This window comes from Ornithinimicrobium sp. F0845 (genome assembly GCF_023015765.1).
GTDB lineage: Bacteria > Actinomycetota > Actinomycetes > Actinomycetales > Dermatophilaceae > Ornithinicoccus.
Genome location: NZ_JALKAL010000017.1, coordinates 1 through 23,820 on the forward strand (window position 1 = coordinate 1; position 23,820 = coordinate 23,820).

Genomic DNA, 23,820 nt, shown 5'->3' on the forward strand with positions numbered 1-23,820 from the left:
GCCCGAGGCAGTCCTCACCCGCCGTACGAACGTACCCACCGGCCAAGCCTACCCAGGGTTGTTAGTGACCACCCTGAGCCCCGAAGCTGCAGGTCAACGAGTCACGACACGAAGAATCTTGACCGACCTAGCCAACTCAGGTCGGAGACTCTCGAGGGAGCCGGCGGCGTTGCGGTACCCAATGTTGTTGCGAGTCAGGAGCATTTGGCCGCTCTGGACGCCGCCCACGACAACGAGGTCGTGCCTGATCCACCGATTCCGCCTCAATTCGGTAAGCAGATAGATAGCGCCTTGAGGCAGAAGTTGCACCAGCGACTGCTGCATGCTTCAGGTCAGCTGGGCAGCGTATACAGGGCAATGGTGGCCCATCCCGACGCAGGACCCACGCAGCTTCTTCCGCATACCGAGGCTGCCAACGTAGGCGCCGTAGCGAATCGGAAGGTGGTCGTTGAAGCCATCTTCGAAGGATACGAGCCGTCAGGACCTACCGTCGCGCTCCAGGCGGCTCGCACGGTATCCGGGCTGCTAAAGGCGGAGGCGGAAGACGACGTCAAGAATCACCTAGCCGACGTGCTGACAAGGCTGCAGGCCAGAGCGGGTAACGAGCAGGCCGTCGAGGCTGAGAGCGCCGAGCTGACGGCGCAGTCGGCGGAGTTGGCTACTGCGCTCGAGCAGGCATCCGGTGTTTACGTGTACACATACCCGCATTACTATCGCCATCCCTACATCGCCGGCACCGAGCGACGGATGTTGAAGGTGGGGCGAACCACGAATAAGGCTTGGGGTCGTGTGATCAGCCAGGCGCGCCAAACGGGGATGCCAGAGGATCCATTGTTGTTGCGGGTGTACACGACCGAGGACCCGGTGAGTGTCGAGAAGACCTACCACATGATGTTGGACGCGGCGGGCCATGACCGGAGCATTGGGGCCGCAGTCGGCAAGGAGTGGTTCGTGACAACCCTGGAATTCTGCGACGCCATCGCAAGTGTCTTGAATTTGGAGGCGCTCAAGGGCAGCGAGGAGCCTTGAGCGTTCGTCAGTGCTCAGTGCGGGTCGGCATCGTGCCCCGCAGAGATCGCCTCGGCCGTGGCCGGTAACCAGTAGTGCTGGATCGGGCAGAACATGCTGTCGTTCAGTTCGGACCGACTGATGAAGAATGATTCTGGAAGGTCGTGAGCGCGAATCAGGTGTCGTGTTCACCTGCTCAAGAGGCAGGGGCGTCCGGAGCGCCACGGGTCGTGCCTAGCCATGGCCCAGTCAGGGGGCGAGATCGAGCGAGAGATCCGCGTGGGCACCGACGTAGGCCAGCATCTCCTCCTGCCGCGGTTGACCGAGGGTGAGTCGGTAGGCGCCTAGGGTCTTCAGGAGCCTGCGGTAGTGCTGCGTGCCGCGGCTCATGGGGAGGACCGGCACGAGGCGTTGGATCGTGGCGGCTCCCGCATACACCCAGTCGGGGAAGATCTCAGAATGGTCGCCTCGTTCCGCGGCAGCGAGCTCGAACAGTGCGGGCCAGGGGCTGGAACCGCCGACGAGTGCGGGGTTCGCGCCATGCCGCTGCGCGACGTTCTTGCGCACCGCGTGGCCGCGATATCGATGCACGCGTCCCTCGCGCTGTTCGAGGTCAACCGGGTTGGAGGGAAGGTTCCAGTGCACGACGGCATGGGAGTAGTGGTGGAAGTCGAGTCCTTCTTGGCCCACAGAAGTGGATGCCAGCACGAAGGGCCAGAAGGGTGAGTTGAATGCCTCGCGCACGTGCGTCTCACGCTGCATGGTCTGGTCATCGACCGCCGCTGCGCGGCCATAGCGGGCGGCGAAGTGGGTGCGGATCCAGCGCCTGTCCGGGACATCCGCACCATTGGTGAAGAAGTCCATCCTCTGGGGCGAGGCAAGCAGACCGCTGCCCTCGCGGAAGGTCTCTGCCAGCCTGCGCAACTGCTCGGCCCGATCCTCCCCGCCAAGAGAGTGAGCGGCGACAAGGACGGGGCCATATTCATCCAGCACTGCCTGCAGATTGCCGTCCAGGGCATGGTCGAGCACCTGCCGCCAGTAGGCATCGCCCTCCTGTTCCTCCACCACCGCCATGATCTCGGCACCGTTGAACAGGGAACGCAGGGACCAGGCCCATGCCGAAGCCGTCTCGCGCAGGTCGGGCGCAGCCAGGTCATCGGGGGAGTCGAGGATCCGGGCCAGCGCACGCAGCGAGCACACGCCTGGGCCGCCAACCGCAAGCCCAGCGAGGACCTCGGCGAGATCCGCGGGTCGGGGGCCGAGGTCTTCAGCCCGGATGCCGAGGGCCTCGTCCAGATGTCTCCTGAGCCCGCTGGTCCCGGCATCCGCATCACCAAGACGGCCGAACGCAAGCCCCTCGACGGTGGGCAGCCCGGCCAGCCGGTCCAGCAGGAGAGGGGCTGCCCAGTACCACTTCTGGTCGGCTGCTCCCTCCGACCTGCCCGCAGGAAGACCTCCCAACAGCCGCTCGATGCGCACGCGCACCTCCGCCAGCAGCCCATCACGGTCGAGCGGCAAGGACTTCCCCAGATCGGCCGCGACCCGCAGAGGATCGCCGACTCGTGCCAGCGTGACCGAGGGATTAAGCAGCGCCAGGACAGGCATCCCGGTGAGTCGCCCCTCGCTGACAGTGAGGTTCAACAGGCCACCGCGGCGGGTCGCGAAGTAGCCACGATCGCGCATCGTCGCCGACCGCTCGGCGAGGAGGCGCTCGACCTCGTAGCTCAGGCTGGTTGCGATCCCCTTGGGTGCGACGCTCCAGGACGAGAACACCAGCCGCTTGGTGAAGGACTGGAACGCAGGCTCGGCATAGACGCCGCGGGGAGAGTAGTAGGGCAGGGACGGCGCGAGCCAGGCCGCTTGCCAAGCGCCCGACCCCAGCACATCGTCGACCAGCCACCGAGCGCGGGAGTTGCCGGACTCGATCTTCTCGAAGGTGTTGACGTCATCCGGTGTGAAGCGGGTCCGGAGGAGCCCGTCCAGAGTGCCGGTGCCCGCACTGAGTTCGTCCTCGATCCGCCGCTTGACGTGATAGCGCTCCATCAACTCAAAGACGTGAGGGGAGCTGCGCCAATACTCCAGTCCCTCGTGGGACCCGAGCGCCCGCGAGACCCTGGCCTGGGCGAGGTAGTCCTGGACGTCGACGGTGGCGATCGTGAGGACGTCCCGCCGAGTGGTCAGCATGCCGTCACGATCTGGCGTTGCCGCCAGGCGCTCGGTCCTGGCCATCACTCGGCGCAGTTCGGCCTGTGCGACGTCCTTGGCGGCGACGGCGTCGGCGCGGTCGCCGCGGAGGAGTGCAGCACGCATCTCGCTCATGGCGTCCCGCACGACACGGGCTCGCGCCTTGCCGGCCAGCACCTCGACGGTGTGCAGGAAGTCTCGATAGTGGTCGTCGCCCTCCGGCTCGTCCGGCAGCGTGTACATCTTGAAGGGCGTGGCCGACAGGAGCAGCGTGCGTGCCGTTCGTGTCTCGCCGTCGCGTTCGACCTCAACCGGCCCGAGCAGCGACTGGACCAGGCGCGAGGCGTCGTCGTCACCCGTCAGCAGCTGACTGAAGCGCTGGAACTCGTCGAGGATCACCAGATCCGGGTGCAGATGCGAGATAGAGATCCGGGCAAGTGCCTGCCGCAGCTGGCTGATCAGCCGATAGCGCCGCGCGGACACTGCGTGCGTGACCGATCCACCCTCGCGCACCCAGCGGAACTCATCGACGCTCTCCAGCAGAGCCTCCTGCAGCGGCCGCCCGTCCGAGGCCGGCAGTCGCAGGGCCTCGGCGAAAGCGTCAACCAGCGGTTGTCCGACGGAGGCTCGGCGTGCCTCGTGAATCTCACGCCTGATCCGTGGCTCGCCAGCACCGCCCTGAAAGAACTTCATCCACTTCCGGCCGTTCAGCGCGGCGCCACCCCAGGCTCGTTCGAGCATGACCAACAGCAAGGCCCGCTCCCACACCGTGCCGCCACTGCTGCCGAGGTGGAAGGAGGTGCCCGGCGTGAACGAGATGATGTTGACCTTTTGCTGGTCCATCTCGTGCAGGACGGTGGGCAGCAAGGTTAGCCGGTCGGCATGCGGGATCTCGGTGTGCAGGCCGGCGTGCAGACGGCGCAGGTTCTGCCGGGCGATCTGACTGTTGGAGCAGATATAGACGATGTCGATCCGGTCGTCCCTGTCCCAGAGGTGCTCGACCGTCCGGGCCAGCACGCCCTTGGCCACGAGCGTCTTGCCGAGCCCGACCTCGTCGGCCACGAGGAACCGTGCCGAGGGCTCGTCCTCACCCCACAGCCTCTCGCACGCGGCGTCGACGGTGCGCAGTTGGAAGTCCTTCAGGCCGGCAAGTGCGGCGCTGAGGTCGGGCCGGTTCTCGCTCATCGTCGCTCACCACCGGTGGCCTCCCAGACCGCCTGCCACAGTGCCAGGAACTCCGCCGACACCACACCGGGCTCGTCCTGGTTGATGCCCAGGTCGCGCAGCAACGCCTCCACCCGGTCCAGGGCCTCGCTGCCGTCCGCGGCCGCGCGCAGCAGGGGCTCGAGAATCGACAGGTCCTCGAACGTCACCGGCGGTCGGGTGTGTGTCGTGCCATCAGCCTCGGACAGTCGCAGGTCGTCCCAGAGCGAGCCGACGTCAGCATCGTCGAGCAGGAACCGGAGATAGCGCACGATGCTCTCCTCCGACCCGAGATAACTGCGCAGGACCTCTGATGCCCGGTCCTCTGGCGCTCCCACCAGTTCCGCCTTGAGCACGCTCGCGATCTCCAGGTCGTCATCCCTCCCGTGGACAGGGACCTGAGTGACCACTTCCAGGTATGCCGTGAGCTGGGTCAGGTGCACCCCGCGCCACAGTCCGTGCTCAGGTGATAGGCGGTCGGTCCGTGGCCGGCTGACGAGCCGAACTCGGGTGGTTCCCGGGCTGGTGGGGAGGGGGCGCGCGAAGGTGAGGGACACGGCATACCTGTTGTCGTCGTCCTCGCAGGTGAGTTGTGGACCGGCCTTAAGCAGCGCTTCATGATGGAGTGCCGCGTCCCTCTCAGCCTTCAGCTTCGGATCCTCGACCGCTTCGGGGTTGGGCACCTCGTGATCCTGGATGATGTGGCCGAAGGTGATCCGGTCTCGGGACGGCTCACCGTCGGGGAGGAGCGCCTCGACGCCGCAGACGCGGCGCGGTCCGGTGAGCAGCACCCCGAACTCGACATTGCCGTTGAACGCGGCATGGGTGGCGTTGGCGGAACCCGTGTAGGTGTGCCCCGTGGAGCCGACATCCCAGACCAGGACCTTCGCGTGCAGTCCGGTGCGCACCTCCTCGGGCTGCGATCGCGGCGAGGAGGTGTCGGTGGCCAGCTCCGCCTCAGCATGGGGGTTCAGGACCTTGACGTCGGTGTGCCGGACCGCGTTGGCCCCGATGAGGTCATAGGTCTCCTCCCGGGACACGAGCACCGGGGACCGACGTGCCTTGATCCGGGTGGCCGTCGGGACGTCCAGGAACGGGGAGATCACGACAGCCCGGTCCGGGCGCTCGGGCAAGGGCCAGGCCGAGGCGCCGTCGCGAATGAGTCCGAGCGGGTGGAGCTCGCCGCCGGTGAAGGGCTTGGGCAGCTCGAACCAGACATTCCTCAGCGAGTCGGCGAGGTCCATCGCCTGCGCGGGTCGGTCGGGGGCGATGTGCCCCACGGCCATGCCGGGAAGGGTCCGCACAAAGTCCGCCGCGGGGGAGCCGGCGATCCCAGCGCCGTGCGAGCCCTCATCGAGGATGAGCAGCGTGTCCCAGGACGAGTCGTCCGTCAGATTGCGGCTGCAGACCACCAGGCGATGGACCAGCTCGTCATCACGACGGAAGCGCAGCGCCCACACCTTGGGGTGGAAGATGTGGCCGGGCACCGGCGGCAGGACCTGCACGACGCAGTCTTCGGCGAAGGTCAGCAGCCGTGGGTAGGAGCCGGGGGAGCCGATGGCTCCGGCGTGGCAGTAGACGGTGGTGCGGTCGGCATACCTGCGGACCGACTCCAAGAGTGCCAGCGTGTCGACGGGCGCGTGCCCCTCATCTGGATCGTCCTCGAGGAGTTGGACCTCGCGGTCATGGGCGGCCATCGCCAACGGTGGCAGGAAGAGCATCCGCAGGCCGAGGGTGTAGGTCGTGCCGATGGCCAGGTCGACGTGGTGCCCTGTCGGTGGGCGAAAGGCATCGACGAACAGGGCGCGCGTGGACGGCTCAAGCATCGACCAGCTCCAGTCCTCGGTGGATGTCATCGACGAGCTGCTTGGCCTCGGGCCAGCGATAGAGCATCCGCCCCATGCCGCTGCCGCCCTCCCACGCCTCGAGTGCGTCGCTGTTCACGAAGCGGGAGCGTCGGCCCTTCAGGCTCAGCTCGCGGTCACGAATGAGCTTCTCAGCCATGGGGTCGCGGGTCAGATCACGTCCGTCGCGCACCAGCGCGACCCAGGCGTCCACGTAGGTGTGGGTCGCGGGGTTGTGGCGCCACCGGGCCTGGGCCAAACACCGCCAGAAGTCGTCGCGGTCCCAGGCCGCTGCTGCCTGCTGTGTCTCCTCGTGTGCCGCCCAGGCCTGGAACCGGTCGGTGTATGTCTCCACGCCTTCTGCCCAGCCCTTGTCACGGGCGAGCAGCAGGTTGTAGAGGATGGGCGCACCTTCGTGCAGCAGGCTAAACCTGCGTGCGTGCTCGAGGCTCCTCGCCGGGCCGGTGGGCAGGTCAGCCAGCAGGCTTTGGTCCCAGGGCATGTCGGTGTCGCCGCGGACACCGTGCTGGATCAACCAGCCGAGATAGCGGTCGCTGCACGTGTCGAGGATCCGGTCTCGCAGGAACTCAGCCTCGTCGCGGGTGAGGGCAAAGTCAGTTGTTCGCAACCAGTCATCAGGCTGGGTCGGCAGCTGGCGGAAGCAGGGGTCGACATGCCGGACGTGCTGGGGGTCGTCGTCCTCGTCCACCGACGCGGGTGGCCGCTCCGTCGCGTAGCGCAGGTGCTGCTCGATGGTGTGCCCACATCGCTTGATGCCGTAGATGGCCAGCGCTCCCCAGTATGCGACGCTCGCCATTCGCCCGAGGCTGGCGCGGGCGTCGCGACCGATCACGCCTCCGTCAATGTCGCCGGCACGGAGAGACTCGATGAGCCGGATCTCCTGTTGTCTGAGCTCGTGCACCGCGCGATCGGAAGGGAGGCGACGGGAGGAAACAGTGGTCACCGACCAGGGCACGAACAGCAGATAGCGCGCGCGGGTGTGCAGGGTGGACGTCCCGGGAAAGAGCAGCTCGCTGAACGTGTTCCGGACGGTGCCGACACCCATCTCGTCGACCGTTCCCTTGTCCCGGAAGGCGTCCAGCAACCGATCCATGTCCTCACGGTGGGCCGAGGAGTAGTCGACCCAGGCGAACGATGAGGACATGGGCGCCACTCTGCCTCACCCGGGTCAGGGTCGCTCGCCATGTCGTCAGCTCGGCGACCGACACTCCCCGTTTGGCGCGAGTCACCGATCTATAACAGAACGGGCCCTTCTCTTGCTTGAACCTTGAAGTGCAGGCAACCTTGCTGGGGGTCGTCCGACCGCGAGTTTCGGTCCCTGGTTATGGTCATGTTTCGTCGATGAGGGAGTGACGTGGTGCTGCTTAACCCCATGGCCATCTGGGGCATAGTCTGCGGTCACCCGAGTCCGCCTGAAACTGTCTCGACCAACGCATCGTCCAGGAGCAGTGCCCCGTGAGCAGCGCCTCCCAGCTCGCTGTTGCGCCAGGTTCCGTCGTCGTTGTCAGGGACGCGGAGTGGCTGGTGACCAGCGTCGAGCAGACGACTGACGGAGCGCTTGTTTCCGTGCGGGGCCTCACGGAGCTGGTCCGCGACACCAACGCGATGTTCTATGAGGGCCTCGACGACATCGAGGTCCTCGACCCCGCTGAGGCGACTGTCGTCGGCGACTCCTCGCCAGGCAACCGCACGACACGACTGTGGCTCGAGGCCACGCTGCGCAAGACACCGCTTCCGGTCAACGACACAGCCATCACCGTCTCCGCTGAGGCGCTCGCCGACCCCCTTGACTATCAGAAGGAAGCAGTCAGGAGGGCGCTCAATCCCGCGAACCTGCGCCCTCGCATCCTGCTCGCCGACGCCGTGGGGCTGGGCAAGACCCTCGAGATGGGCATGATCCTCTCTGAGCTGGCGCGGAGGGGCCGGGGCGAGCGGATCCTGATCGTCACGCCCCGCCACGTCTTGGAGCAGATGCAGCACGAGATGTGGACCCGCTTCGCGCTGCCGTTCGTCCGGCTCGACTCGGTCGGCATCCAGCGGGTCCGCCAGCAGCTCCCGGCGACCCGCAACCCGTTCTCCCTCTACAAGCGGGTCATCATCTCGATCGACACGCTCAAGAGCGACCGCTACCTCGCGCACCTGCGCAACCATCGCTGGGACGCCGTCGTCATCGACGAGTCGCACAACATCACCAACTCGGCGACGCAGAACAACCGACTCGCTTCCGTCCTGGCCCCCCAGACGGACGCCCTCATCCTGGCCTCGGCCACGCCGCACAACGGCAAGGCCGAGTCGTTCGCAGAGCTCATCCGCCTGCTCGAGCCGACGGCCGTCCGCCCGGACGGCTCCCTCGACGAGGAGGAGGTCGAGCGGCTGGTTCTCCGTCGTCACCGACACAGCCCCGAGGTCGCCCGCGTCGTCGGGGCAGCCTGGGCCGAGCGCAGGGAGCCCGTCAACAAGCTGGTCCCGGCCTCTCCAGCCGAGGACGACGTGGCCCACGAGCTCGCCGACACCTGGCTGCACCCGCAGAGTGGCAGCACTCCGCACTCCAAGGGCAGCCGACTCTTCTCCTGGACGCTCGCCAAGGCCTTCTTGTCGTCGCCGGCAGCGCTCGAGGAGACCATCACGGAGCGGATCAAGCGGCTCAACGACAAGCTCCCCGCCGAGGCCACCGAGATCGAGGCCCTCGAGCACCTTCGGGATCTCAACCAGGCAGCCCACAAGGAGACCGGCGGCAAGTATGCCGCGCTCCTACACCTGCTCGGCACCGTCGGCATCGCCAAGAACAGCTCCGAGCGGGTCGTCATCTTCGCCGAGCGCATCGCCACGCTGCACTGGCTCGCCGACAAGATCCGCACAGACCTCAAGCTTCCGCACGACGCCGTCGAGATCCTGCACGGTGGTCTGTCCGACCAGGACCAGCAGGCGATTGTGGAGAGCTTCAAGCAGGAGAACTCACCGATCCGAGTGCTTGTCACCGGTGACGTTGCCTCCGAGGGCGTCAATCTGCACCTGCAGTGCCATCAGCTGGTCCACTACGACATCCCCTGGTCCCTCATCCGGCTCGAGCAGCGCAACGGCCGCATCGACCGTTATGGTCAGCGCAAGAATCCGCAGATCACCGCATTGCTGCTGGTGCCCACGCACCCCAAGTTCTCCGGCGACCTGCGCGTCCTCACCCGCCTGGTCGAGAAGGAGCACGAGGCGCACACCACGCTCGGCGACGCGGCCAGCCTGATGGGGGAGTACGACGTCGAGGCCGAGGAGAAGTCCATCCGCGAGGTCCTCGAGGGCAAGAAGGACTTCGACGAGGTGGTCCAGGACGCAGAAGGAGCCGCCGCCAAGGACGACTTCAGCGGGCTGTGGGCGCGACTCCTCGGCAGCGGCACGACGCCCCAACCGGCGCTTGCCGAGGATGTCGAGGACCACGGAGGCCTGTATGCCGAGTCCGCAGACTTCCTGCGCCAGGCACTCGTGCAGGTCTACACCCAGCCGGAGGAGCCCTTGTCTGCCCAGGGTGGCGGAGTGGGCTGGCGAGAGCACTCCCACGAGCGGATCGTCGAGCTCAGCCCGCCCTCGGACCTGAAGAAGCGCCTCGAGGTGCTGCCTCAGTCTTATCTCGCGGACCGCAAGGTCACCGAGCGGTTCAAGCTCGTCACCACGAAGGAACGCGGCAGAGACCTACTGAAGAACGCGCTGAGCGACGAGTCCGACTCCACCTGGCCGGAGGCCCACTTCCTCGGCCCGCTCCACCCGGTGCTCGACTGGATCAGCGACCGGGCCCTGGCCAGCCTGGGGCGCAATGAGGTCTTCGCCGTGCGCGGCGAGGTCGACACCCCGTCCGTCCTGCTGCTCGGCTCGCTCACCAACCGGGCGGGACATACGGTGACCTCGGCCTGGCTGCAGGTGGAGTTCCCCAGCGGCGAGCCGGGCTTCGCCGTGGTGCAGCCCCACGTGTCGCCGGAGTCCATGCTCGGCTCGCTCGGGATCACCGGGCAGATGAGCAACCCTGGCGCAGTGGCCCAGGCGACCGCCCTCAACCGCTTCATCCCGGTGGCCGTGCGCGAGGCCCAGCAATATCTGCGCAACGCTTTCACCGAGGCGGAGGCCGATGCCCGCGCCCGAGTCGACGCATGGGTCAATCGCGCTCAGCACTGGACCGAGGAGGCCGACGCACTCATCCAGCGCTCCCAGATCAAGACCCGCCGGATGAGCGTCGCCGAGGAGCAACGCCTCGCCCGCGAGCAGGCGCCCGATCGACAGCTGGTGCGACCACTGCTGCTGGTCGTCCCCGCCGACCACTCCGTGCAGGAGGGCTGACATGGCCACCAGCGACGCCTTCGTCATCGGCGAGGAGTGGATCAGTGAGCACTACTTCACCTCCGATGCACGCAACGAGTCGTTCCACTCCCAGGTGATCGCCCGCCGCAAAGAGTGGGATGACGAGGAGGCCGAGACCGCCCGGTCCCGGTTCACCGAACAGCGCGGCGATCTGGAGCGTCGCCTCGGTGGGCTCGCCGAGGAGCCGAGCGAGACCGAGCTTCGCGAGTTGTATGCCGATCTGCTGGGTGTGCTGGGATACCGCACCGGGGAGTTCGAGCTGGCCACCGAGGGATCCGTCACCCTCGTGTCCTCGCCAGGCCTGACTGGCCCGGCACCCCTGGCGATCCTGACCGGGCGCCCCGCGGATGCGGTCGAGGACGTCATCGCCAAGGACGCCAGCACGCTGCTGCAGCCGACCGAGTTGGAGGACGGAACCAAGATCTCGTCGATCGCGCGTCAGCTGTCGGCCCTCTTTTTCGCTGAGGACGGCCCGGAGTTCGCGCTGGCGCTGGCCGGTCGCTGGTGCCTGGTGGCCGAGCGGGAGCGCTGGCCCGAGGGCCGCTATCTCGCGATCGACCTGCAACTCGTCGCCGAGCGCAACGACACCAAGCGCGGCGGTGAGATCGACCGCGCCCTCACCTGCCTTGCGGCTCACTCCCTCGGCCCGGACGCCGACGGGTCGATCTGGTGGACCGAGGTGCTGGCCGAGTCCATCAAGCACACCGTCGGGGTCTCCGAGGACCTGCGCGAGGGCGTGCGCCGCTCCATCGAGATCATCGCCAACGAGGTCGTCGACCGCCGCCGGGCAAAGGGTCTTGATCCGCTCCCCGCGGATCAGGCGCAGCCCCTGGCTGTCCAGTCGCTGCGCTATCTCTATCGCATCCTCTTCCTGCTGTATGCCGAGGCCTCACCCGAGCTGGGCGTCCTCCCGACCGGCGCCTCGGAGTATGACGCTGGCTATGGCATCGACCGGCTGCGCGAGCTCACCCTGGTTGACCTGCACACCCAGCAGGGCCGCGACGGCACGCATCTCTATGAGTCGATCCACCTGCTGACCGGGCTGGTCGACCGCGGCCACACCCCGAAAGTCCCAGACTCAGCCGGACCGGATGGGCTGGTGTTCCAGCCACTGCGTGCCGATCTGTTCCGTCCTGCAGCGACAGCTCACATCGACGCTGTCGGCCTCGGCAACGAGGCGGTCCAGCGGGTGTTGCGCCACCTGCTGCTCAGCCAGGAGAAGAAGGGCCGTGAGCGTGGCTTCATCTCCTATGTCGAGCTCGGCATCAACCAACTCGGCGCCGTCTATGAGGGCCTGATGTCCTACACCGGCTTCTTCGCCGAGGAGGACCTGTTCGAGGTCGCCAAGAACGGCGACCCGTCGAAGGGATCCTGGGTGGTCCCGGTCGACCGAGCCGACCACCTCGACGAAAAGGACTTCGTCCGTGAAGAGGACCCGGTCACCGGCGAGGACCGTGCCGTGCGCCACGCGAAGGGCTCCTTCGTCTTCCGCCTCGCAGGCCGGGAACGACAGCAGTCCGCGTCCTACTACACGCCCGAGGTGCTCACCCGGTTCACCGTGCAGCAGGCACTCGAGGAGCTGCTCGACCAGGACGATCAGCGCACCAGCGCTGCAGAGATTCTGGACCTGACGGTGTGCGAGCCGGCTCTCGGGTCCGGTGCGTTCGCCCTGGAAGCGGTCGACCAACTGGCCCGCGAATATCTCTCCCGGCGTCAGGACGAACTCGGCAAACGGATCGACCCGGACGAGTACCCCAAGGAACTGCAAAAGGTCAAGGCGCACATCGCGCTGCACCAGGTGTATGGCGTTGACCTCAACGCCACCGCCGTCGAGCTGGCCGAGGTCTCGCTCTGGCTGTCGACCATGGTCGAGGGTCTGCAGGCACCGTGGTTCGGCCTGCGTCTGCGTCGGGGCAACTCGCTCGTCGGTGCTCGTCACGCCGCGTATCCCGCGGCCGACGTCCGGAACAAGTCCTGGCTGAAGTCCACGCCCGAGGACCTCCCGCTCGCGGACCTGGCCCAAGAGATGGAGGACGTCGGTGTCGGCAACTCCGTGACCGCCAAGGTCTTCCACTTCCTCCTGCCGGCCGAGGGCTGGGGGAGTGCGGTCGAGGTGCCCAAGTCGGTCCGCGACCTCGCCGTCGATGAGGTCAGGGCACTCAAGACGTGGCGATCGTCCATGCGGCGGAAGCCGACGAAACAACAGGTGGACCGCCTTCTTGGTTTGACCCAGCGGGTCGAGCAGTTGTGGAACATCAGCCTGCGCCGGCTGCGGATCGCGGAGCAGGAGTCGAGCCGCAGCCTCGACCTCTGGGGTCGGGACGACACCGAGCAGAAACCTGCTGTCACGCGGGAGCAGATCGAGGAATCGCTGGCCGACGCAGATAGTGCCTATCGGCGTCTCCGCCGGGTGATGGATGCCTGGTGCGCCCTGTGGTTCTGGCCGCTCACCGAGACAGATACCGAGCCACCCACGTTTGATGAGTGGCTCGATGCCCTGACGATGCTGCTCGGGACCGACACGCGCGACAAGAAGCGCGCCTGGATGGACACCTTCCAGGACCTCACCGACTGGGAGCAGCTGGGCGAGGCAGAGGAGCAGGACCGCATATATAGCGGTGCGGTGCGGGTCGACGCGGTCTTGTCCAAGCATCCTTGGTTGGACGTGTGCGAGGTGGTGGCCGGACAGCAAGGTTTCTTCCATTGGGAGTTGGACTTCTCGACCGTGTTCGCCCGTGGTGGGTTCGACCTGCAGATCGGGAACCCGCCGTGGGTGCGGCCGCAGGCGGACGTTGATGCCCTGTTGGCCGAGGGAGACGCGTGGTGGCAGCTTGCCCAGCGCCCCAGCGAAGATGAGCGGGCGAGGATGATGGGGGTGACCCTCGCGCGGCCGTGTGTGCAGGAGCTGGTTCTGGACGCAACCGTTGAGGTCATTTCCCTTCGTGAGTACGTCGGGCATGTGGTGAACTACCCGTATGTTCAGGGGCTTCAACCTGACTTTTACAGATGCTTCATGTCGCAGGTGTGGGCGCATGCATCGACGCGAGGGCGTTCGGCACTGCTTCATCCTGAGAGTCACTTCACAGAGGAACGCGGAGCACTCTTGCGAAGCGCGACCTATGTCCGCCTTAGGAGGCACTGGCAATTCATCAACGAGTTGAAGCTCTTTGTGGATATCCACGATCTGGTGCGATATGGCGTTCATGTATATGGGTCGCGTCAGCCAGTCCACTTTCTTCACGCTGCGGTCCTGTACCACCCAGATACGGTGGAGAGATCCCTGGTGCATGATGGCACGGGACCGGAGCCCGGATACAAGCACGAGGGGAAGTGGGACCTGAGGCCTCACCGGGGGCGCATCCAACTTGTTGACGAACAGGTGCTAACCATGTGGCGGGACGTGCTTGAGCCAGCAGATGTGCCTGCGTTGGCTACCCGAATGGTCTACACGGTCAACTCTGCAGCCAGTTCTACGCTGACGCACTTGGCGGGAGCTAGTCGTATCGGTGCGCTCGACCTGTCGTTCTCGTCAGGCTGGCATGAACGTAGTGACCGTCGGGCGGGACGCTTTGAGAGCGGGTGGGGCGAGGCTGAGTGGGAGGACGCGATTCTGCAGGGTCCGCACCTGCATGTCGCGACCCCGTTTTACAAGTCACCGAACCCTACGATGAAACACAACCAGGACTGGTCGGCTGTCGATCTCGAGGACCTTGCGTCGGACGCGCTGCCGGTGACGTCGTACAAGCCAGCCGGTTCTCTCGCTGAGTACGATGCGCGGTATACGCACTGGGGCGACGAGGGGGAGGTTGCCGCGCGCGATCACTACCGCGTGGCGTGGCGCGCGATGGCGGCGAACACGGGCGAGCGCACGCTGATTCCCGCGCTGATCCCGCCGGGCACCGCGCACATCCATGGAATCTTCAGTGCAGGTAAGCCGGACTTGCCCCTCTCGACACTTGGCGCTCTTGCGGGCGTGCTCTCGTCACTACTAAGCGATTTCGCCGTCCGAGCTGCTCCCAAAGCCACGGTGTACGGATCCGTTATTCAGCGCTTGCCAGCGTCGCGCCCGGAGCACCCGCTCGTGGCAGAGTTGGTTGTGCGAACGCTCCAACTGAACTGTGTGACCGATGCCTACGCCGATCTGTGGAACGAATGTTGGGACGACTCGTTCTTACGGGACTCCGCGGTGCTCGCGCGGTATCAACCGACGGTGGGCACGCGCGAGTGGACAGCTGACGTGCCGCTGCGTCGGGCCGTTGACCGACGCAACGCACAAGTCGAGATCGACGCACTCGTCGCATTGATGCTGGACGTCCCGATCGATGATCTGTGCACGATCTATCGCACCCAGTTCGCGGTCCTGCATGGTTACGACCAGCGTGACTACACCTACGACGCCAACGGACGGCTCGTGCCGAACAGTGTTCTGTCTGTGTGGCGGAAGAAGGGTGACTCGATCACCGAGGAGGAGCGGACAGAGGCGCATCCAGGCAGCGGGATCGAGTACACCTACGAACTGCCGTTCGGCACGCTCGACCGCGAGGCCGACATGCGGACGGCTTACGCCGAGTTCGAGCGCCGGCTCGCCGAGCGGAGCGCTTGATGGCAGAGCTCCTCCCGACCCTGCAGGCCCGGGAACTCGCGAACGGGCTGGTCGACTACCTGACGACGACGTTCGCCCTGGCCGATGCGGAGCCGCGGCGAGCGTTGCAGGAGTTCCTCGAGGATCCGGACGACGGCATCTTCAAGGGGCCCTACCTGAGGCTGCGACTGCCGTTCCGACCCGCGGACGAGGGGTGGCAGCGCAGCCTGGAGTGGCGCCCGGAGTGGACGCCCTACCGCCACCAGGCACAGGCCTACGCCCGGCTGAGCACGTTGGGCCGAGCTGGTCTGGGAGCCCGACCCGAGCCGACGCTCATCACCACGGGCACGGGCTCGGGCAAGACCGAGGCGTTCCTGCACCCGGTCATCGACCACGTCCTGCGGGCCAAGCGGGAGGGCGTCACCGGGACCAAGGCGATCATCCTCTATCCGATGAACGCACTGGCCGACGACCAGGCGCGACGGCTCACAACCACGCTGACACAGGACGCAGCGCTGTCATCGATCACCGCGGCGGTCTACACCGGCAACCAGACCGGCACACGAACGACCGTGTCGGAGGCAGGACTCATCACCGACCGGGCCGTCATCCGGGACAGCGCTCCCGACATCCTGCTCACGAACTACAAGATGCTCGACCAGTTGTTGCTCCGCGCGGACGACCAGCCACTGTGGCAGCAGAGCGCGCTCTCGTTGCAATACCTGGTGCTTGACGAGTTCCACACATATGACGGCGCCCAGGGCACCGACGTGGCCATGCTGCTCCGGCGCCTCGGGCTCGCGCTCAAGCACCACTGGCCCGAGAACCACCCAGAGATCACGGACGAAGACCGCGCACGACCGCTGGGCCGGATCACGCCAGTCGCCACTTCGGCCACGCTTGGTGACGACGGCGACCCCAGCGTCATGCTGTCCTTCGCCAGGACCGTCTTCGGTGAGGAGTTCGACTCGAACGCCGTCGTCACCGAGAGCCTGCTGACCTGGGAGGAGTGGCGCGGCCACGCGGCCTTGCCACCCGGAGTCGCTCCCCGGCGACTGGACGACCTGACGGAGCCCGAACTCGCGGAGTTCGTGGCCCACATTGACGCGCTGGCCGACGATCCCGAGGCGCTGACCACGGAGCTGCTGGGGCGCCTCCACGATGGCGACATCCGTGGTGTTGACGCACTCAGCCTGATCAAGACCCATCCCGACGTCCAGGCCATCGTGGACAGGGCCAGCCGAGCCGCGGCATACCCCGACCTGCTGGGCGTGCTGTTCCCCCGGGGAACGACCGACGAGGCTGTGGAGAGGCTGCGACTCCGTGCCCTGGAGGGACTGGTGGCGGTGCTCAGCCACATTCGCGCTGACGAGGGGAGACGGGCTCTCGGCGTCGAACTGAACTTCTGGGTGCGGGAGCTGACGCGGATCGACCGCGTCGCCTCTGCGGTCCCCGCCTACCACTGGAGTGATGACGGCTCATGGGCCGGCACGGAGGACGCGGACACGCTCGGTGCGACGTTCCCGGCGATCTATTGCCGGCACTGTGGTCGGTCCGGGTGGGGCATCCAGTTAGCGGCCGTGGGCAACGACCTCGCCGCCGAGGACAGCGACATCCGGCACAACCACCTGATCAACGAAGGGCGCTTCCGGCCGCTGCTGCACGCACCGATCGAGGACGAGAAGGCTCTCACGCACGAGGGCGCAGAGGGCCACATCGAGGGGTTGCGCTGGCTCTCGGTCAGTGGACGCAGGCTCCTCGACCGGCGACCGGACGAGGACGACGGAGACCTCAAAGCGGGCCGGATCCTGCCGGTGCTCACCCGCACCGGGCAGGACGCTGACGAGCGGGCGCACAAGGACGACTGCCCCTCGTGCCAACAAGCGGATGGCATCCGGTTCCTGGGCACGGCGATCGCCACGAAGCTGTCCGTCTCGCTGTCGATCCTGTTTGGCAACGCCGTGCTGGACAGCGCGGAGAAGAAGTCCTTGGTCTTCACCGACTCGGTGCAGGACGCCGCGCACCGTGCTGGATTCGTCCAGTCGAGGTCTCACGCGATGACGTTGCGTGCCACGCTGAAGGACGCCATCGGCACGGTGCCGACGACTCTGGACACTCTCGTCGAGGACGTGATGGCCCGGGCCGGCGACGACCGATTCCACCGCTATCGCCTGGTGCCGCCGGACTGCTTGTTGCTGGAGCCGTTCGACCGCTTCTGGAAGGCCGACCGGCTGCAGGACGTGTCCGGGCGGGACCGCTCCTGGGTCAAGCGCCGGTTGCTCTTCGACGCCTCGCTGGAGGTCGGTCTGCAATCCGGGTTCGGGCGGACCCTGGAGTCGACCGGGTCGATCGTGGCCTCGGTCGACGCGGGCCCGAGCAGCACACTCCTGAGCATCGCCCGCACGGTGCTCACGCAGGACGAGGTCGAGCTGCTCGGCATCGCCCAAAACGATGATCGGCTGCTCGTCGCATGGGTGCGCGGGCTCCTGGAGCGGATGCGCCGGAACGGCGGCATCAACCACGAATGGCTGGGGAAGTATCTCCAGGAGGACGGTCGGCGCTATCGGATCTGGGGTGGGCGGCCCAAGACCGGCATGCCTGCCTTCCCCGCAGGTCGGGCCGCGCCGGCATTCCCTCGAGTCGGCGCCCTGCTGGCCCGGCAGTCAGAGAGCGGGCTCGACACGGTCCGCTCGCCGCAAGGCTGGTATGCGCACTGGGCGGTCAAGTGCCTCGGGGTGAACGCCCAGCACGGGGCGAAGCTGGCTGAGCGGCTGCTGGCGGCACTGGCCGCGGCTGACCTGCTGGCGGTGACCGAGACCCAGAGCCAGGGAAAGGTCTACGGCATACCGTCCGGATCGGTGCGCCTCCAGGCGACCGAGGCCAGCGATCTGGAGGACGGGCGCACCCTGCTGGTCTGCGACACGTGCCAGGACCAGCAGCCCGCCGCCCCGGAGGTCGCGGAGCAATTGGACGGTGCTCCCTGCCTCGTCGCCCGCTGCCGAGGCACTCTGCAGCGCACCAGCCGGAGCGACAACTTCTATCGGCGCCTGTATGACTCGGCCGACATGCGCCGGGTGATCGCACACGAGCACACCAGTCTGCTGCACGACACGGTCCGCCGGGAGGTCGAGGAGGGCTTCAAGGCATCCGAGCCCTCACCGGATGCGCCGAACGTGCTGGTCGCCACGCCGACCCTGGAGATGGGCATCGACATCGGTGACCTGTCCACGGTCATGCTGTCCTCACTGCCCGACTCGGTCAGCAAGTATGTGCAGCGCGTCGGCCGTGCTGGACGGCTCACCGGCAATGCCCTCAACCTGGCCTTCGTGACCGGTCGCGGCGACCAACTCCCGAGGCTGGGGAACCCGCTGTCCGTCATCAATGGCGAGGTGCGTCCGCCAGCAACCTATCTCGATGCTGAGGAGATCCTGCGTCGGCAGTATCTCGCCTCAATCATCGACTCCCTGGCCCGCAGCGGCGAGATCACGCTGCCGACGAAGGCGGGTGACGCGTTGCGCTCGTCGGCACCGGGGTCGTTCCTCGGCACGGTCCTTGAGGTTGCGGCGGCGAATGCGGACGAGTACCTCAGCAACTTCCTGGGCGCCTTCGACGGGCTCGACCCCGCCGTCGTCGACGGGTTGCAGCGATGGGCCGTCCCCGATCCGGACTGGGACGTGGAGGAGTCGCTCGGGGCTCTCGTGCACCGTGCCAGCACGCAGTGGCAGCGCGGGGAGGAGTCGCTGGAGCGTCGTGGTCGGGAGATCGAGGATGCGCTGCCGTCGCTGCAGGCCGCGGCGGAGAGCCCGGCTGCCTCCGACGATGACCGGCGAGCGTGGCGCTCGGCCGAGGCGGCCTACAAGCTGACGAAGCGGGAACTGGCCGACCTGCGCACCCAGCACTGGGTGTCAGCACTGGAGGAGCGGGGCATCCTGCCCAACTACACGCTGCTCGATGACATGGTGACGCTCGAGGCACGGGTCACCTGGGTCGACCCCGAGACCGGTGCCTATGAGTCCGAGGCCGAGACCGTGCAGAGGGCTTCATCGCAGGCGCTCCGGGAGCTTGCTCCGGGCGCGACCTTCTATGCCCGCGGCCTCGCGATGCGCATCGACGGCCTGGACATGGGGCAGGACGCCAGCAACGTCCGCAGCTGGGTGTGGTGTGCGGAGTGCGGCTATGCCCTCGACGTCCAGCAGAGTGCGGGCCCGGCCTTCTGCCCACGCTGTGAGAGCAGCCAGCTCAAGGACACGGGCCAGCGGTTCGACGTCGTGCGGCTGGAGCACGTCTATTCCGAGGTGCGGCGCGACCGCGACCTCATCGATGACCGGGACGAGCAGCGGCAGCGGACCGGCTTCTCGATCGCAACGGCAGCAGATCTGGACCCGGCCCAGATGGCCGACCAGTGGCACGTCGCTGACGGTGACTTCGGTGTCAGCCACTACCGCACGGTCAACATCCGCTGGTTGAACCTTGGGCCGCGCTCGCGATCGGGTGTGACGAACGTCGAGATCGCCGGGCAGTCGGTGGCTGCAGCGCTCTTCCGGGTGTGTGCCGGCTGCGGCAAGCTCGACAGCACCGCGAACCTGAACCAGCGAGACGAGCACCGGCCGTGGTGCCGTTATCGCGACAGCAAGGACGAGGACACCCGGTCGGTGGCGCTGAGCCGGGAGTTGCGCACCCAAGGAGTGGTCATCACCCTGCCGATCAGCGTGACCCTGGGGGACCGGTATGCCGTGCCGAGCCTGGCCGCGTCCGTCCTGTTGGGCCTGCGGCAGGAGATCGGTGGGGCACCAGATCACCTGCAGGTCGAGACCGTGCCGGTGCCGGTCACCGGCGGTGGGGGCGATCGGGTGCGGGAGGCGTTGCTGCTGCACGACCTGGTGCCGGGAGGGACCGGCTATCTCGCCGACCTCGCGTCGGCAGAGCGAGTGTGGAGGATGCTCGTCAAGGCCTATGAGGTCATCGCACAGTGCGACTGCCGGGATGAGGGACGCCAGGCCTGCCACCGGTGCATCCTGCCGTTCTCGCGCGGTGGAAGTGTCGAGCTGCTCTCGAACGTGTCGGCCGAACGGCACCTGCGGACACTGCTCCGTCTGGCCGAGGGGGAGACCTGGGAGGATCTCGACACCGAGCAGATGCGCTGGACGATCGAGAAAGGGCAGGCCGCCTCGGTGACCGGTGAGTCCGCGCTCGAGTTGCGCTTCCGGGCCGTCTTCACCGAGCGGCTGGCCGCTGCCGGTGCGACGGTCAAGGAGATCCCCGGTCCAAACGGCAACCAGCTGCAGGTCACCGGGCTGGGGCAGGGACGGGTCTGGCGGCTGGTGCCGCAGGAGAACATGCATGGAGCCAAGCCCGACTTTGTGCTGCGCACCGACGACCCGAACGTGCCAGAGGTGGCCATCTTCACCGACGGGTGGCAGTTCCACGCACACTGGCAACACAACCGGATCGCCGACGACGCCCAGAAGCGGGCCAATCTGCGGGATGCCGGCAAGGCCGTGCTGTCCGTCACCTATGACGACCTGGTGCAGCAGCCGGGTGGGTCAGGACCTGCGTGGCTGCAGCCTGCGGCAGTCGAGCGACTCTTTGCGTCGATGGGTGACAGCGCGGGAGGCATCACGCAGGGAGTGGTCGACGACCTCCGGGACGGGCCGCTGTCAGTGCTCCTCGGCAGGATGCAACGCGTGATCGACAAAGAGCCCCGGCGCGCGCTGAGCCGCAACCTGGGCTGGTTGTTCCTGGTCAACTCGACCTCCCTCGGCGTGCCCGCCGACCGTCCGCTGACCGAGGTCGCCGCCGCGGTGCTTGATGGCGAGCCACTGGAGGGGAACACCCCAGGAGCTTTGTGGCGACACGACCACCTCGTGGTCGTCAGCAGGCTGACCGGTCCGCGAGGGATCGAGACGGTCGTGATGCTGGAGGACCGCCCTGAGATGTTGGAGCAACCCACACACAAGGCGGCTTGGCAGGAGTGGCTGCGCATCAGCAACGCCGTGACTCCCGAGGGCTTCGTGAACGTCACCGCGCGATCGCTCGCACTGGAACCTGAGGAGTCGGTGACGTCCTCGCCGCTGGAGCAGCACCTGGAGACCTTGACTGACGCATGGACGGCCCTCTTCGATCTGGAACTCACCGAAAGGGAGCAGAGACTCGTGGCTCAGCTCGCCGCGAAAGGTGTGCCGGTGCCCGAGATCGGCGTGGAGGTCGACGGTGTGCCGATCGACGTCGCCTGGCCCGAGCGCAAGGTGGCCGTGCTGCTCGAAGCTGACGACGAGTTCGCCACCGAATTGCGCGACGGTGGATGGACCGTCGTCGACCCTGACGCAGACCTCATTGCTGCTGCTCTCAGCACGGAAGGACGCTGATGCCGACCATCGTCATGGCCAAGCAGGAGCGGGCCGTCGAGCCGATCCTGAAGAAGAAGGCTTTCGCGTTCCTCGAGAAGCTCTCCAGCGACGACACGCTCCCGGGCCTCCACATCGAGCCCATCGTCAACTCCGCAGACCCGCGCGTGCGGACCGGGCGGGTGGATGACGGATACCGGGCCGTGCTGTTCAAGATCGCCGACAAGGACGCGGTCACCTACGTCTTCCACGGGATCTGGCCACACGACGACGCCATCCGGGAGGCTGAGCGCACCACGCTGCGGGTCAACCCGATCTCGGGCATCGCTGAGATCCGACGCGTTGAAGTGCCAGCCGCCGAAACTGCTGCAGCGACCGGTGCGGCTCCCGAGCCCAGCGTCACGTCACCCACACCCAGCCCGATGGCCGAGGTGCCGGCGAAGGACTCCCTGCTGACGGCATACGGACTCGACGTTGCGGACCTGACCGGCATCGGGCTGGACGAGGACTTCGCTCAGCGGGCGATGTCGGTGGCCGACGAGGAAGCTGTGCTGGCTCTGGCTGGTGAGGCACCGGCGGACTGGCAGGGGTTGGCGCTGATCGACCTCAGCACCGGCATGTCGGTGGAAGAGGTCACCGAGCGACTCAGCCTCGGGCAGGCGGTGGACACCACCGGCAGTGAGGAGGAGCAGCTCATCCGCGGGCTGCAGCACCCGGCCGGTCAACTCTCCTTCGCCTGGATCGAGGACAACGAGGAGCTGCGCCGCGTCATCGAGGACACCGACTTCGCCGCGTGGCGGATCTTCCTGCACCCGCTGCAGAAGCAGTACGTCGTTCGCGACTACCGCGGGCCCGCGAAGGTGACTGGCGGTGCGGGGACGGGCAAGACCGTTGTGGCCCTGCACCGTGCGCGTCGGCTGGCCCTGCAGGCCGGTGCGCCGCGAGTGCTGCTGACGACCTTCACCCGCAACCTGGCGGATGCTCTGCAGCGGGACATGCGAGTCCTCGACCCGGACGTGGAGATCACGAGTGGACTGGGGGAGCGAGGGCTGCGGATTGCTGGCATTGACCAGGTGGCGCACGCGGTGCTGAAGGATGCCGGGCAGGATGTCGGCCGTGCCGCCGAGGAGGTGCTCGGTGTTGCCACCGTGGACGTCACGCGACGCACTGGACCGGAGGCGTGGAGCGAGGCCATCAGCGCGGTCGGGGCTGACGTGCCCGAGAACCTGCGCAGTCCTGCCTTCTTCGCGGCGGAATACACGATGGTCGTGCTGCCACGTCGGATCACGTCGGCGGAGAAGTATTTCCGTGCTCCTCGCCGGGGTCGGGGGGTGGCACTGAACCGTGGGCAGCGGGCGGCTGTGTGGGCGGTGATCGAGCGTTATCGAGCGTCGGCCAGGGCTCACGGGACACTCGACTTCGCGGAGGTGGCCACCCTTGCTGCTGCGCACCTGGAGCTCTCGGGTCGGCACCTGTTCGATCACGTGCTGGTCGATGAGGGGCAGGACCTCACGCCGGCGCACTGGCAGCTGCTGCGTGCGCTGGTGCCGCCGGGGCGAAACGATCTGTTCATCGCCGAGGACTCACACCAGCGCATCTATGGGCAGAAGGTGACTCTGTCGCACTTCGGGATCGAGACGCGGGGGCGCTCCCGGCGGCTGACGTTGAACTATCGGACCACCCAACAGAACCTGCGGTGGGCGATGGGCATCCTTGATGGCGCGGACTATCGCGACCTTGAGGATGAGGCTGAGGAGCACGATGAGTATCGCTCCGCGCGGTCCGGGCCGGTGCCGCAGGTGCTGCCGTGCGAGTCGTTGTCCGCTGAGTTGGACCAGGCTGCGGCGCTGGTGGGCTCGTGGCTGTCGGAAGAGGAGCCGCCTGCGCCGGAGACTGTGGCGATCCTGGTGCGGGACCGGTTCCAGCGCGACCGTGTCGTGGCCGGACTGGCCGAACGTGGTGTTGAGGTCCGGGCCGTCGATGCGGAGTCCGTGAAGTCTGGTGCACCGGTGGTGATGACGATGCACCGGGCGAAGGGGACGGAGTTCGCTCGAGTGCTGCTCTTTGGTGTGCGGGAAGGCTGGATCCCCTCGTCGATGAAGGAGTACAACACCAGCGAGGCGGATTGGGACGACGCAATGCTGCGTGAACGTTCGCTGCTCTATGTCGCTGCCACGAGGGCGCGCGATGTGCTAGCTGTCTCGTGGTCTGGACAGCAGTCCACACTGCTCCGGGGGGCAGAATCGTGATCTGCGGCGCGGCGACCAGGGAAGCCCCCAGGTGTCTGCCCTAA

8 protein-coding genes are annotated in these 23,820 nt (G+C 67.0%); 5 read left to right on the forward strand and 3 right to left on the reverse strand.

The annotated features are described in order from the left end of the window. The first annotated feature begins 204 nt into the window (after window positions 1-204). Window positions 205-1,029, forward strand: a complete 825-nt coding sequence (locus MWU75_RS17850) for a GIY-YIG nuclease family protein (RefSeq protein WP_247093484.1) — start codon at window positions 205-207, stop codon at window positions 1,027-1,029. A 228-nt stretch (window positions 1,030-1,257) separates the two neighbouring features. On the opposite strand, the gene MWU75_RS17855 is transcribed toward MWU75_RS17850, so the two are convergent. Genes MWU75_RS17855 through MWU75_RS17865 form a run of 3 tightly spaced genes read right to left on the reverse strand, consistent with a single transcriptional unit; the run spans window position 1,258 to window position 7,404 of the window. Then, complete coding sequence (locus tag MWU75_RS17855) at window positions 1,258-4,377, reverse strand: helicase-related protein (protein ID WP_247093486.1); 3,120 nt, start codon at window positions 4,375-4,377, stop codon at window positions 1,258-1,260. After that, window positions 4,374-6,251: a phospholipase D family protein gene (locus tag MWU75_RS17860; RefSeq protein ID WP_247093488.1), complete on the reverse strand. Its 1,878-nt coding sequence runs from the start codon at window positions 6,249-6,251 to the stop codon at window positions 4,374-4,376. The genes MWU75_RS17855 and MWU75_RS17860 overlap by 4 nt, the downstream gene beginning before the upstream one ends. Beyond that, on the reverse strand, window positions 6,214-7,404 hold the full coding sequence (locus MWU75_RS17865; protein ID WP_247093490.1) for a DUF6361 family protein: 1,191 nt from the start codon (window positions 7,402-7,404) through the stop codon (window positions 6,214-6,216). The genes MWU75_RS17860 and MWU75_RS17865 overlap by 38 nt, the downstream gene beginning before the upstream one ends. Window positions 7,405-7,715: 311 nt before the next feature. On the opposite strand from MWU75_RS17865, the gene MWU75_RS17870 reads away from it, so the two are divergent. Genes MWU75_RS17870 through MWU75_RS17885 form a run of 4 tightly spaced genes read left to right on the forward strand, consistent with a single transcriptional unit; the run spans window position 7,716 to window position 23,776 of the window. Further along, a complete protein-coding gene (locus tag MWU75_RS17870) occupies window positions 7,716-10,580 on the forward strand; it encodes a helicase-related protein (protein ID WP_247093492.1) in 2,865 nt (954 codons plus the stop codon). Window position 10,581: 1 nt separating this feature from the next. Continuing rightward, entirely contained in the window at window positions 10,582-15,204 is a 4,623-nt protein-coding gene (locus tag MWU75_RS17875; RefSeq protein WP_247093494.1) for a class I SAM-dependent DNA methyltransferase, read from the forward strand. Then, complete coding sequence (locus tag MWU75_RS17880; protein WP_247093495.1) at window positions 15,204-21,548, forward strand: DEAD/DEAH box helicase; 6,345 nt, start codon at window positions 15,204-15,206, stop codon at window positions 21,546-21,548. Before MWU75_RS17875 ends, MWU75_RS17880 begins: the two co-directional genes overlap by 1 nt. Then, window positions 21,548-23,776: a UvrD-helicase domain-containing protein gene (locus tag MWU75_RS17885; protein ID WP_247093497.1), complete on the forward strand. Its 2,229-nt coding sequence runs from the start codon at window positions 21,548-21,550 to the stop codon at window positions 23,774-23,776. Before MWU75_RS17880 ends, MWU75_RS17885 begins: the two co-directional genes overlap by 1 nt. Window positions 23,777-23,820 lie beyond the last annotated feature (44 nt).